Annotated in this window: 12 protein-coding genes; 7 read left to right on the forward strand and 5 right to left on the reverse strand. The window is 66.8% G+C overall.

Translation table 11 applies throughout. From position 1 onward, the window contains the following. Positions 1 to 570, reverse strand: coding sequence for a TetR/AcrR family transcriptional regulator (locus ACLQ3J_RS11455; RefSeq protein ID WP_425903280.1), 570 nt, complete (start codon positions 568 to 570; stop codon positions 1 to 3). Positions 571 to 638: 68 nt separating this feature from the next. Between ACLQ3J_RS11455 and ACLQ3J_RS11460 the strand changes: the two genes are divergently transcribed. Both ACLQ3J_RS11460 and ACLQ3J_RS11465 read left to right on the forward strand, forming a co-directional pair. Further along, complete coding sequence (locus tag ACLQ3J_RS11460; RefSeq protein WP_425903282.1) at positions 639 to 1,670, forward strand: FAD-dependent monooxygenase; 1,032 nt, start codon at positions 639 to 641, stop codon at positions 1,668 to 1,670. Positions 1,671 to 1,731: 61 nt separating this feature from the next. Next, positions 1,732 to 3,378, forward strand: coding sequence for an acetolactate synthase (locus ACLQ3J_RS11465; protein ID WP_425903283.1), 1,647 nt, complete (start codon positions 1,732 to 1,734; stop codon positions 3,376 to 3,378). 111 nt (positions 3,379 to 3,489) lie between these two features. Here ACLQ3J_RS11465 and ACLQ3J_RS11470 read toward each other — a convergent pair whose 3' ends face one another. Together ACLQ3J_RS11470 and ACLQ3J_RS11475 are read right to left on the reverse strand one after the other, a co-directional pair. Next, positions 3,490 to 5,607 carry a catalase gene (locus tag ACLQ3J_RS11470; RefSeq protein ID WP_425903284.1) on the reverse strand — a complete coding sequence of 706 codons (2,118 nt, stop codon included), beginning with the start codon at positions 5,605 to 5,607 and terminating at the stop codon, positions 3,490 to 3,492. 81 nt (positions 5,608 to 5,688) lie between these two features. Next, a complete protein-coding gene (locus ACLQ3J_RS11475; RefSeq protein ID WP_425903285.1) occupies positions 5,689 to 6,417 on the reverse strand; it encodes a Clp protease N-terminal domain-containing protein in 729 nt (242 codons plus the stop codon). A gap of 117 nt (positions 6,418 to 6,534) precedes the next feature. Between ACLQ3J_RS11475 and ACLQ3J_RS11480 the strand changes: the two genes are divergently transcribed. Then, a complete protein-coding gene (locus tag ACLQ3J_RS11480; protein ID WP_422423277.1) occupies positions 6,535 to 7,395 on the forward strand; it encodes a TIGR03620 family F420-dependent LLM class oxidoreductase in 861 nt (286 codons plus the stop codon). Positions 7,396 to 7,413: 18 nt separating this feature from the next. Here the strand turns inward: ACLQ3J_RS11480 and ACLQ3J_RS11485 are convergent, their stop codons facing one another. Further along, the gene (locus ACLQ3J_RS11485; RefSeq protein ID WP_425903286.1) at positions 7,414 to 8,088 is read right to left on the reverse strand and encodes a phosphatase PAP2 family protein; all 675 of its coding nucleotides are present in this window, start codon (positions 8,086 to 8,088) and stop codon (positions 7,414 to 7,416) included. A gap of 75 nt (positions 8,089 to 8,163) precedes the next feature. Continuing rightward, a complete protein-coding gene (locus ACLQ3J_RS11490; RefSeq protein ID WP_296550678.1) occupies positions 8,164 to 9,741 on the reverse strand; it encodes an MFS transporter in 1,578 nt (525 codons plus the stop codon). Positions 9,742 to 9,952: 211 nt separating this feature from the next. On the opposite strand from ACLQ3J_RS11490, the gene ACLQ3J_RS11495 reads away from it, so the two are divergent. The 4 genes from ACLQ3J_RS11495 (at position 9,953) to ACLQ3J_RS11510 (ending at position 12,470) form a co-directional block, all read left to right on the forward strand. Further along, positions 9,953 to 10,231: a GlsB/YeaQ/YmgE family stress response membrane protein gene (locus ACLQ3J_RS11495; RefSeq protein ID WP_296550679.1), complete on the forward strand. Its 279-nt coding sequence runs from the start codon at positions 9,953 to 9,955 to the stop codon at positions 10,229 to 10,231. A gap of 163 nt (positions 10,232 to 10,394) precedes the next feature. Then, complete coding sequence (locus ACLQ3J_RS11500; protein ID WP_169652291.1) at positions 10,395 to 10,820, forward strand: hypothetical protein; 426 nt, start codon at positions 10,395 to 10,397, stop codon at positions 10,818 to 10,820. A 168-nt stretch (positions 10,821 to 10,988) separates the two neighbouring features. Beyond that, entirely contained in the window at positions 10,989 to 11,630 is a 642-nt protein-coding gene (locus ACLQ3J_RS11505; protein ID WP_422423278.1) for a LysE family translocator, read from the forward strand. A gap of 210 nt (positions 11,631 to 11,840) precedes the next feature. Continuing rightward, positions 11,841 to 12,470, forward strand: a complete 630-nt coding sequence (locus tag ACLQ3J_RS11510; RefSeq protein WP_425903287.1) for a DUF2510 domain-containing protein — start codon at positions 11,841 to 11,843, stop codon at positions 12,468 to 12,470. The last annotated feature ends 85 nt before the right edge of the window (positions 12,471 to 12,555 follow it).

The following is a 12,555-nucleotide window of genomic DNA, read 5'->3' on the forward strand; positions in this document are numbered from 1 at the left end:
TCACATAACCGCGGTTCGCTGCAGAACGGCGTCGAGGATCCTGCCGATGCCGGTCTGCGGGTCCGTCCCGTCGTCCTCGGAGGTGAGGCGGTGGAGGATCACCCCGTCGACGTAGTCCACCACGATCTGCGCGGCCGTCTCGGGGTCGTCGGCGCCGAGCGCGGCGAGGATTTCCCTGCCCCACGCCCGCAGTTCTCCGCGCCTCGCGCCCACCGACGCGCGCATCGCGGGGACCGTGGTCGACTCGACGAACAGTGCCAGTCGCGCGCGGGTGCGCACCGCGTCCGGACCGGTCGCGTAGAGCACGTAGTCCCGCAGCAGAACCTCGAGGCCCCGCCGGTCCGGTGCCGTGCCGTCCGCCGTCAGGGCCGCCAGATCCTGGCGATCACGTTCGAGGAGGCGATCGAGTACGCCCTCGACGAGTGCACCCCGGGTCCGGAAGTAGTTCGACGTCGAACCTGCGGGAACACCCGCGCGTGCGTCGACGCGGCGATGGGTGAGGGCGCGCACCCCGTCTGCTCCCAGAACCTCGATGGCGGCGTCGAGCACAGCGGCACGCTTGTCGGTCACGGTCCCAGCATAAACCGGCTACTACACATGTAGTGACACCGCACTACAAACGTAGTAGATTGCGGTGCATGAGCGGGACACACGCAGGAAAGGCCGCGATTCTCGGTGGGGGCATCGGCGGGCTCACCGCTGCGAACGCGCTCGTCCGCTTCGGCTGGCACGTCGACGTGTTCGAACGCGCCGAGGGCCTTCCTCCCACCGGAACCGCGCTGGGACTGTGGCCCGAGGCACTTGCCTCGCTCGGAGTGGCCGGTCTCGGAGGCGAGGCCGAGAAACGCGGAGTGCTGCAGACCTCGGGGTGGTTCCTGCGCTGGGACGGCCGGCCTATCGCGCGCCTCGAGAATCTCCGGCGGCCCGCGGTCCTCCTGTCGCGGCCGCCGTTGCTCGAGCTCCTGTCCGCCGGGTTACCGGATGGCACAGTGCACTTCGGTCACCCTGCGGCGGCGGCACCGGATCTCTCCGGATACGACGTCGTGGTCGGCGCCGACGGCATCGGGAGCGCCACCCGCGACGCCCTCTTCGGGCCGCGGTTCCGGCCGGTCTACACCGGATTCACCGCATGGCGAGGGTGGGTCGACGGGCGGGCCGCCTCACTGAGCGAAAGCTGGGGACCGAACGCGCTGTTCGGGATCACACCCCGCGACGGCGACCTCACCAACTGGTTCGCGGCCGTCCGCGCGCCGGCCGACTCGACCGGCGGTGTTCCCGACCTCCGCGAGCGTTATCGCGAGTGGCACCCCGCGGTCCTCGACGTACTCGATCGCCTCGACCCTCCTGCGGTGCTGCATCACGACCTGTACCAGTCGCCACCGCTGCCGTCGTACGTCCGCGGCAAGGTGGCCCTCATCGGTGATGCCGCACACGCGATGGCACCCAACCTCGGCCGCGGTGCCTGCGAGGCGATCGTCGACGCCTCCGCGCTCGCCGTCCTGCTTCGCGACCATTCCGTCACCGAAGCCCTGCATCGCTACGACCGCGCGCGCCGGCACCGCACCCAGCGACTCGTGCGGGCCTCCCGGATGCTGGCCGGGGTCGCGACCGCCACCCGGTTCGCCACCGCGCGCAACGCGGCGATCCGCGCCACCTCGAGATTCGCCTGAACGCGCCGGGTTCCCCCGAACCGAGCCCACGGCCCTCCGCCGGGTCGTAGCGTTCGGGCGCATGAGCCCCGAATTGGAAGGGCACGGTGGCGATCACGCCGCCGCTGTGGCCCGCGCACACGGTGTGGAGACGATGTTCACCCTCTCCGGCGCCCACGTCTTCCCCCTGTACGACGCCGCGGTGAAAGGCGAGTCGCGGATGCGGCTCGTCGACGTGCGGCACGAGCAGACGGCGGTGTTCGCGGCGGAGGCGACCGGCAAGCTCGACCGGCATCCGGGCCTTGCGGTACTCACCGCCGGGCCGGGCGTCACGAACGGGATCAGCGCCGTCACGCAAGCTCACTTCGCGGGCTCGCCGCTGGTCGTACTCGGCGGCCGCGCCCCCAATGCGCGCTGGGGCACCGGAAGTCTCCAGGAACTGGATCAGCCCCCGTTGTTCCGGTCGGTCACCAAGCTGTCGGAGACGGCGCGCACCGTCGGCGAAGTCGGCCCGACGGTGGATGCGGCGTTCACCGCGGCCGAATCCCCGCATCGCGGACCGGCTTTCGTCGACGTCCCGATGGACGAGTTGTACGGGCGGGTGACGGCGCCGCGGCCGCAGGCGCATGTGCTTCCCCGCCTCGAGCCGGATGCGGAGGACCTGGCCGAGATCGCCCGGCTGCTGACCAGCGCGGAACGGCCCCTGCTCGTCCTGGGCACCGACGTGTGGGCGGACGGCGCCGAGAACGCGGCCCTCTGGTTCGTCGACGAACTCGGCATACCGGTGATCACCAACGGCATGGGACGCGGCATCGTCCCCGGCGGTCATCCGCTGCTCGTCAGCAAGGCACGGAGCGCGGCGGTCGGCACGTGCGATCTCGTGCTGGTCGTGGGCACCCCGCTGGATTTCCGGCTGGGGTACGGACGATTCGGAGGCCGCGACGGCGGGCCGGCGGCCCAGGTCGTGCACATTGCGGACTCCCCCGGCCAGATCTCGGCACATGCCGAACTCGCGGCCTCCGCGGCCGGGGATCTCACGGCGTGCTTCGACGGCATTCTCTCGGCCTTGTCCGCAAGGCCGGATATTCGTGCGTGGGCGGACCGGTTGCGCGATCTCACGCTCGAGGCCGCCGCTCGGGATACCGCGCTGTTGTCCGCCGACTCGGACCCCATCCATCCGGCCCGCATCTACGGTGAGCTTCTCCCGCGTCTGGCCGACGATGCCGTCGTCATCGGGGACGGCGGTGACTTCGTGTCGTTCGCGGGAAAGTTCGTCGAGCCGCGAAAGCCGGGCCTGTGGCTCGATCCCGGACCGTACGGATGCCTCGGTGCCGGTCTGGGCGCTGCGATCGCGGCGCGAATAGCGCGGCCGTCGAGCCAGGTCGTGTTGCTGCTCGGCGACGGAGCCGCCGGGATGTCGCTGATGGACGTCGACACCCTCGTGCGGCACCGGCTGCCGGTGGTGATCGTGGTGGGGAACAACTCGGCGTGGGGACTCGAGAAGGGGCCGATGCAGATGTTGTACGGGTACGACGTCGCGGCAGACCTCACCCCCGGCACCCGCTACGACCAGGTAGCGGTCGCGTTGGGTGCCGGGGGTGAGATGGTCGCCGATCCCCGGGCGATCGGCCCGGCCCTCGACAGGGCTTTCTCGTCGGGGATCCCCTATGTGGTGAACGTTCTCACCGACACGGAGGCGGCCTATCCTCGCGCGACCACGGGCATCTGAGAGGCCCGTAAACAACAACTGGCCGCAGCGATGAACATCAGCTGCGGCCAGAGGTAACGAAAGAATAACGCGGCGCTTTCGAAACCGTAAGTCGCGCTCAGGTGAACTCTGTCACATTGCGGTTCGTTCCCAGACTCGGTGGGTACCGAGCAGCTCCAACACCGCACCGACAGCGTCTTCCGGACCGGTCGCAGAGACCACGCCCGGTGCCGCAACGCCCTCGAACAACGCCTGGCCGTCACCCCACGCGGCGACTGCCTTCTGGTGCCGGAGAGTCTCGTCGACGAGGACCCGAGCCCGTGGATCGGATGCGGGGGTGGCGAAGAGAACCGCGTCGAACTCGACGGACCGTGCGGTGAGGAACGTCCGGGAGATCGGGACCACACCGCCGAGCTTTCCGCCGTGCGGTGCGATGACCAGCGGGACACAATCCGCGCCGTCGATCGCCGTCACAGCAGCCTGCACCTGATCGAGGTCGCTGGTGTCGTCCGCGACGATACCGATGATGCGGCCCTGAACCGGCCACGTCTTACCCACCTGTGACAGGGCCGGGCTCGGGGCAGGATCGACGAGTTCGATCGTGGGTGCGGGAGCCTCGAGACCGAGCCCTGCTGCCACTGTCGCGCACAGATCGGCGTCGATGTTGGCGAGGATCTGGAGCTGGCGCTCCTTGATCGTCTGCTCGTAGCACTTGCCGAGTTCGAAGGTGTACGCGTACGCGACGTGTTCCTTCTCGATCTCCGACAGGCTCTTGTAGAACTGGCGGACCTGCGAGTAGTGGTCGTCGAAACTCCGCGACAAGGCGCGTTCCTTCTGTGCCGCCTGCAACTCGACCGGGAAGTCGATGAAGGCGCCTTCGTCGGCACCTGCCGCGAACGGGCACCCGGCATCGAGGGAATTCGGCTTGTACGGCGCGACGCCCTTGTGTACCGCGTGCTGGTGGAACCCGTCGCGCAGCATGTCGTTGACGGGGGCGTGCGGGCGGTTGATCGGAATCTGACCGAAGTTCGGCCCGCCGAGCCGGGTGATCTGCGTGTCGAGGTAGGAGAACAGGCGCCCCTGCAACAGCGGGTCGTCGGTGACGTCGATACCGGGCACGAGGTGGCCGGGATGGAACGCGACCTGCTCGGTCTCCGCGAAGAAGTTGGTGGGGTTGGCGTTGAGCACCATGGTGCCGATGATCTGCACCGGAGCGAGCTCTTCCGGCACGATCTTCGTCGGGTCGAGCAGATCGATGCCCTCGAAGGTCTGTTCCGGATTGTCGGGGAACACCTGGACCCCGAGATCCCATTCCGGGTATGCCCCGGCCTCGATGGCGTCGGCGAGGTCGCGGCGGTGGTAATCGGGGTCGAAGCCGTTGATCATCTGGGCTTCTTCCCACACCAGCGAATGCACGCCCAGACGTGGCTTCCAGTGGAACTTGACGAGAGAAGTCTCGCCCGCGTCGTTGATGAGCCGGAAGGTGTGGACGCCGAAGCCCTCCATCATCCGGTACGAGCGCGGAATACCGCGGTCGGACATGTTCCACATCGTGTGCGCGGTGGCCTCGGTGTGGAGCGAGACGAAGTCCCAGAACGTATCGTGCGCGCTCTGTGCCTGCGGAATCTCCCTGTCGGGGTGCGGCTTTCCGGCGTGGATGACATCCGGGAACTTGATGGCGTCCTGGATGAAGAACACGGGAATGTTGTTACCGACCAGGTCGAAAGTGCCCTCGTCGGTGTAGAACTTGGTCGCGAATCCACGCGTGTCGCGAACGGCGTCCGCCGAACCTCTCGAACCGAGGACGGTCGAGAACCGCACGAAGACAGGAGTTTCCGCGCCCTTCTTCAGGAAGCCGGCCTTGGTGACGGTGGTCGCTGCACCGTTGGCGCGGAACACTCCATGGGCGGCGGCGCCGCGTGCATGGACTACCCGCTCGGGAATGCGTTCGTGGTCGAAATGGGTGATCTTTTCGCGGAAGTGATGGTCCTGCAGAAGAACAGGTCCACGTGCCCCTGCCTTGAGGGAATGATCGGTATCGGTGAGACGCGCGCCCTGCGCGGTGGTGAGGAACGCGCCGCTCTGGGCGCGGGCACCGTCGATGTCGACCTTGTTGCCCGTTGCGGTCACGCCCGCCGGCTGCTGCTGGTCGGGCTTCGCCTCGGGAGTGTCAACCGGTGTCGTGGGTTCTGTGAGCTGTGGCTCGATGGACGCGGGTGCGCCCGGAACCTTAGGGGGTTGCCCTGCCATATCGAAAACTCCGATCGGTAAGTGCGCCTTGGACTCTACGAGTACCCGAACAACCCCGTGACAAACCGATTCGGCGCGGTCTCAATCCTGGGGGGTCCCCTGGGTCTCACCGAGCATCTTCTGTATCTCCGCTTCCGTGCGTGTCTTGCCTAGTCCGGCCGCCGACAGCACGCCGGAACCGTTCTCCACTTCGAGCACGGCGAGAAGGATGTGCTCGCTCCCCACGTAGTTGTGCCCGAGGCGCAGAGCCTCCCGGAACGTCAGCTCGAGTATCTTCCGGACCTGTGCGTCGTACGGGATCAGTTCGGGCAGCGGCTCACTCGACGGGGCAGGCAGGGCGCTTGCGATCGAAGTGCGCAGCGCCTCGAGATCGGCCCCCTGGGCAACGAGCGCCTGCGCAGCGAACGAGTCTGTGTCGGTGAGGAGACCGAGAGCGAGGTGCGCCGGGGCGATCTCGGGGTTGCCCGCGGCCCGGGCTGCGTTCATCGACGCCATGACGACGTTCTTGGCACGGGGCGTGAATCGGGAGAACCCCTGCTCGGGATCCAGGTCGTTCTCTCGCTTCGGAACGAATCGCTTCTGGGCGGCCTGTTTGGACACGCCCATGCTGGCGCCGATCTCGGACCACGACGCACCCGAACGTCGCGCCTGGTCGACGAAGTGGCCGATGAGGTGATCCGCGATGTCGCCCAGGTGATCTGCGGCGATCACGGCGTCGGAGAGTTGGTCGAGGACGTCGGGATGGACTTGCTTGATTCCTTCGATGAGGTCGTCGAGCCGAATGGGATGGGTCGGTCGTAGGAGTTCCATGCGTCAACGCTAGGTTGACGATCCGGGCTCGTCAACCCCTGGTTGACGACCGTTCCGGCTCAGGTAGCGGGGCTCAGGCGCCGCCCTCCGGTTATCGTCGAGTGCATGACGCGACGAGTGAGTGTGTGGGGCGGCGGGTTCTGGCTGAGCGGAAAGACCCGGGAGGCTGCGCTCGACGCGGCCCGTGAACTCGACGATCTGGGCTACGAGCGACTGTGGACGTCGGGTGGATTCGGCGAGGGCGTTCCGCCCGTGTACGGCGAAGTCCTGAATGCGACGACGCGCCTCGGCGTCGCGAGCGGCATCGTCAGCATCTGGCATGCGGAACCGGCCGACGTTGCCGCGACCGTCGCGCGCTTCGAGGAGGAACACCCGGGCCGGTTCCTGCTCGGCGTGGGCACCAGCCATGCTCCCGTCGTCGACGCGAAGGCTGCGCACACCTACACCAAGCCGTACAGCCACATGGTCGAGTACCTCGACGCGCTCGACGCCGCCCAGCCGCCGGTTCCCGCCGAGCGCCGTGTCCTCGCGGCCCTCGGCCCGCGCATGCTCGCCCTGTCGGCGGCACGAGCGGCCGGCGCTCATCCGTACTTCGTTCCTGCCGAACACACCGCACAGGCACGCGAAATCCTCGGAGCCGGTCCGTTGCTCGCCCCGGAGGTCGCCGTCGTGCTCGAGAGCGACGAGGACACCGCTCGTGGCATCGCGCGCGAATACATGCGCGGCTACCTGTCACTGCCGAACTATTCGAACAACCTGCTGCGTCTGGGGTACACCGAGGACGACGTGGCCGGCGGAGGCAGCCACCGGCTGATGGACGCGCTGATTCCGTGGGGCGATCTCGACCGCGTCGTCGCCGGCATCGACAAGCATTACCGCGCGGGCGCCGACGAAGTGGCCATCCAGGTGCTGACCGCCGATCCCAACGCGTTCCCGGCCGCCGACTACCGCGAACTGGCAGCGGCACTCATCAGCTGAACGCCGTCCCGCGGAGCGTCAGTCCGTGCGCTCGAATCGGTCCGGGAGCCGGAGGTAGAGACGGTCGACGAGCGGAAGCAGCGCAACGGTGATGCCCGTGACGACGAGCACACCCAGCGCGAAACCCGAGAGCACGTCGTGCACGTAGTGCACGCCGCCGGCGACCCGGGAGAATCCCAGCAGCACCGCCACGGGCGCAACGAACCAGATGATGCGCGGGACGGCCAGAACGCAGGCGGTCGCCAGCGACGCGGCGATCACCGAGTGGTTCGACGGCCACGACCAGTCGCCCACTTCGGGGCACTCCAGGACGGTCGTCACGTCGAATGCCCGGCACGGCCGGGGCTCGGTGATGACGAGTTTGACGAGCTCACTCGTCAGGTACGCCACCACGGCTCCTGCGCCACCGGCCACCATGATCCGGAGCGCGCGGCGGTCGCGCAGCCAGGACCGCACCGCCAGCACCGCAAACGTCGCGACCAGTACCAGCGGCCCCTTCTCCGCGACCACACCCGCCAACTCCGCCAGCGGCGACGCCCCGATGGTGCGGGCGATTGCGGTGTACAACTCCTCGTGCAGAGGGACAGCCGCCAGTGCGAGGACAGCCAGGACGACGGCGGTGAGCATCGCACGCCGGAGCGTCGCCCGGGACAAGCGCGTACGAACGGCGGGTGAAGCCTCGGCGAAACTCATGGGCACGACGCTATCGCGGCCCTGCACCGAGGCGTAGACCGGCAGGCGACCGCGATGCCGTGGCCCGACCGATCGCTACTCGGCCGTTTCCAGGGAGTCCTCCTCCGCGTAGTGCGCGAGAAGTTCTTTTTCGCCGTCGCGCTTCGGGTACACGAAGAACACCAGCAGAGCTCCGAGGACCACGATCACGATCGCTGCGGCGTACGCACGATCGTCACCGTCGAGAAAGGCGGTGCGGGCCGCGGACATGATCTGCTCCGCATATTGCGGGTTGCTCTCCGCGACATGCACAGCACCGGCAAACGACTTCTCGAGGGCTGCCTGCGTTTGCTCGCTGACGGACTGAGCGTCCGGTGCGCTTGCGATCGTCGCCGCCCACGAAGCGGTGTAGCCGGCGGTCAGGAGTCCACCGAGAGTCGACTGCATGATGGCACCACCCAGGTCCCGCTGCAGATCCGAGGTACCCGACGCCATTCCGGCCCGTGAGACCGGAACCGAACTCGTGAGCGAGTGGGAGGCGGGTGTCCCTGCGAGGCCGATGCCCGCACCGATCAACATGAATACGAGGGCGATCGACCAGTAGCGGGCGTTCTCGTCCCACAGCACCAGCGCCAGGACCAACGCGAGCGCAATCGGCACGTATCCCGACAACAACGTGAACCGCGAACCGTACGCCTCCACGAGTTTCGCGGACTGCGGCGCCACCAGCACCATCACCGCTGCGGCCGGCAAGGCAGCCGATCCCGCCGCCAGCGTCGAATAGCCGAGAACGTTCTGCAGATACTGCTGGCTGACGTACATCGATCCCATCAGCGATCCGAACACGATGATGCCCGCCACCGCCGCGACCCAGAAGATTCGGCGGCGCGCGACCCGCAGGTCGAACAGCGGGTTCGGCGCCCGAAGCTGGCGGATGACGAACACGGCCCCGGCTGCCAGTGCGATCACACCCGCGGAGACGGCGGTGGTCTGCATACCGCTCACCGGCGCGAAGGTGATGCCGAGAACGAGCGACCCCACCATCACGACAGACACGACCCCGCCGAGGTGGTCGACCGGAGCGGTGGACTCGTTGACGTGCCTCGGGACGAACACGATTGTCAGGAGGAGGGCCGCCACCGCCAGCGGAATCGTCACCAGGAATACCGATCCCCAGTAGAACCACTCGAGCAGTGCTCCTGCCACGAGCGGACCGAGCGACGTGAGACCACCGCCGATGGCGGACCACAATGCGATCGCCCGGGTCCGCGCCGCACCCGACCACAACGCGGTGATCAAGGCCAGCGTCGTCGGGAAGGCCAGCCCGGCGGATACGCCACCGAGCACCCGCGCCAGAAACAACACCTCGGTGTTCGGTGCCAGACCGGCGAGCAGCGAGATCGGCACCGACAACGTCATACCCAGCACCAGCATCGTTTTTCGGCCGTAGCGGTCGCCGACCGCACCGAGATAGAGCACCGACCCCGCCAAACCCAGCGAGTATCCGACCGCGATGAGGTTCAGGTCGGTCTGGCTGGTGTCGAATGCTTTCCCGATGTCGGGCAGGGCCACATTGGCGACGGCGAGATTGAGATTCGCGACCGCCGCGACGAGGATGAGCGTTCCCAGCACCAGTGGCGCTCGGGCGGGCTTATCCGTCGTGGATGGGAGCACGAGAAACAGTGTGCGTCCTGCGACTCCGCATGCGCGCTTTGTTCGGCGAAGTGGCCCGTCCACGCCGAAAACTGCCCCGGAGAGTCACCGGGAACGAACGATTTTGTGCGCCAACGGTTTGATCCTGACAAAACGGGTATAACCACCTCGGCAAAGAAGCAGTATGGGCTAGTCAATCTCTCTACCGAAGTCTCAAGGAAGGACCCGCGCGATGCTCGGACTCGGAATCCTCGGCTGGATCATCATCGGTGGTTTGGCCGGTTGGATCGGCAGTAAGTTCATGGGCACTGACGCCCAGCAGGGCATTCTCCTCAACGTTGTTGTCGGTGTGATCGGCGGCCTGATCGGCGGCTTCCTCCTGAAGCTGTTCGGTGTCGATGTCGAAGGCGGTGGGCTGATCTTCAGCTTCCTGACCTGCCTCCTCGGCGCAGTGATCCTGCTGTTCCTCGTCAAGGCTGTTACCGGTCGTCGCGGCGGCGTCCGCCGCTAAGACTCCGGGCTGTCCCGCGAGGCGACGGCGACGACGCCGTACCCCGAGCGACACACAGCTCAGGCCTACGAAGATGCCGGACCCCACGGGTCCGGCATTTTCGTTCGTTCTGCCACACCCCGACGTCGTTTCGTGGCCTGCCGGCTCGGGTATTTCCGAAGACATGAGTATCGAAGACGGACCCGGCGACACCCTCAGCCCGAGCGAGGGTCTCGACGCGGACGAAGTACGCAACGACGACGGCGACGAAGTTGTCGATCCGCCCGAAGGATGGAGCGAAGCCGACAAATTCGGCACCACACAGCGCGAAGAGCAGGAAGGCGAATCGCTCGACCAGCGGCTTGCCGAAGAAGAACCCGACATCGAGCCCGAAACACCGCCGGAGGTACCGGTCGCGGTGATGCCGGACGACGAACTCACCGAGGACCTCGTGGACGAGGTCATCGATGAAGATGCGGATGAGGACGACGGCACCGTCAAACATGCGGAAGTAGTCGACGGGGTCATAGTCGAGGATTCCCGCGTGGACCGCGGCCAGATCGACGGTAGCCCCGAAGACGGCGAGTCGATCTTCCCCATCGTCGAGTAACAAAGGCGCAGATGCTCCGCGTCCCCGGCGGGCGCGGGGCATAGCCCTGCAGCCTCGCGGGGCCTTACGTGCAGGACCGTGACCGAGCGGTCGGACACCGAGCGGTCGGACTCAGCCGGACGATTCCGCTTATTCTGCGTCGACAGCCTTCTCGAGGGGAATCGGATGATCGTCGATGCGGCCGCAGCAGGGGGTATCGCCCTCATCGAGCTCGGCATGGTGCTCACCCCCGGGCCGAACATGGTCTACCTGACGTCCCGCGCGATCGGACAGGGCCGACGCGCCGGCCTGGTGTCGTTGGCGGGCACGGGGGTGGGATTCCTCTGCTATCTGCTGATGGCAGTTGCCGGTCTGTCTGTCGTGTTCGGCGCGGTCCCTGCGGCGTTCACCGTGCTGAAACTGGCCGGCGCTGCGTATCTCGTATACCTGGCCTGGGGAATGATCCGCCTCGGCGGACGTGGCCTGTTCTCCCCTCGCGAACTGGATCCGGTAAGCGATCGCCGGCTCTTCGGGATGGGCCTTCTGACCAACCTGCTCAACCCGAAGATCGCATTGATGTACGCCGCGCTGCTCCCCCAGTTCGTGTCTCCGGAATCGGGCCCGGTGTGGCTGCAACTCCTCCAACTCGGCGCGGTCCAGATCGTGATCGCAGTCGCTGTCAACGGGATGATCGTGCTCGGAGCGGCGAAGATCGCGGGTTTCCTGTTCGCCCGGCCGCGCGTGATGCTCGCCCAGCGATGGGCTGCCGGGACACTTTTGGCGGGTTTCGCAGTGAAGACTGCGCTCGGCAAAGGACCTGCGCCCGCCTGAGACTGCGCCGCCGCAGCCGGTAACGGGGGAGAACCGTCGATACTCACGAATTCGAACCCATCGCAGCCTCGCTCACATACTATCGGTTTGAATACGACGATATATCAATCCTACGGTTTGTTTTCGTTTCCGCGGAGTAGGCCTGCGGATACGTGCCTCGGCTCACTACCTTGAAGAAACCGGATCCACATCGGCCGGAAGGAAACGCTGATGTCCGATACTCCGAATCCAGGCAACACCGGATCACCCGGCCCCGGCTATTACCGCGACCCATCGGGAGTGATGCGCTGGTGGGACGGAGCCCGGTGGACCGATAGCGTCCAGAACAGCGGTCCGTCCCCGTCTGCGCCCCAGCCACCACCCTCTCGGCCGCCGGAGAAGTCGCACACGCTGCGCAATGTCCTGCTCGCGCTGATCGCGGTGTTCGTGCTGGCAATCGGCGGGTGCGTCGCTCTCCTGGCGTTTGCGGGAAACGAGGTCAACGAGGCGATCGAGTCAGCAGAGGTGGACGACGCTGCTCCGGGCGGCCCCGACAACCCGCTGACGATTGCCGAGGGGCAACCGTTCGAGGTCTCCGGATTTCAATATGCGCCCGGATGGTCCGTTACCCAGGACACGCTCGGTAACGCACAGGTGGAGGGTCTTCGAGTCACGAACGCGCGGGACGAGACGGACAGCGCGATCGTAGAAATCAAGTTCATGAACGGAAGCGAAGTGGTGGCGCTGGTCAACTGCACGACGGAACAGATTCAGGTGGGGCAAACCACGTCCCTGAACTGCTTTGGTGCCGACGACTTTCCGGCGACGTACGACCGGATCACCATCAACGACGCCTTCTGATCGGGTTCCTGCGGTCGGCGAGCTCAGGACACACCTCGTCGGCATCGACCAGCCACTGGATGGTGTGTGCCTCGAGGACCGACTC

The organism is Rhodococcus sp. DT1 (genome assembly GCF_049844875.1).
In the GTDB taxonomy this organism is placed as follows: Bacteria; Actinomycetota; Actinomycetes; order Mycobacteriales; family Mycobacteriaceae; genus Rhodococcus.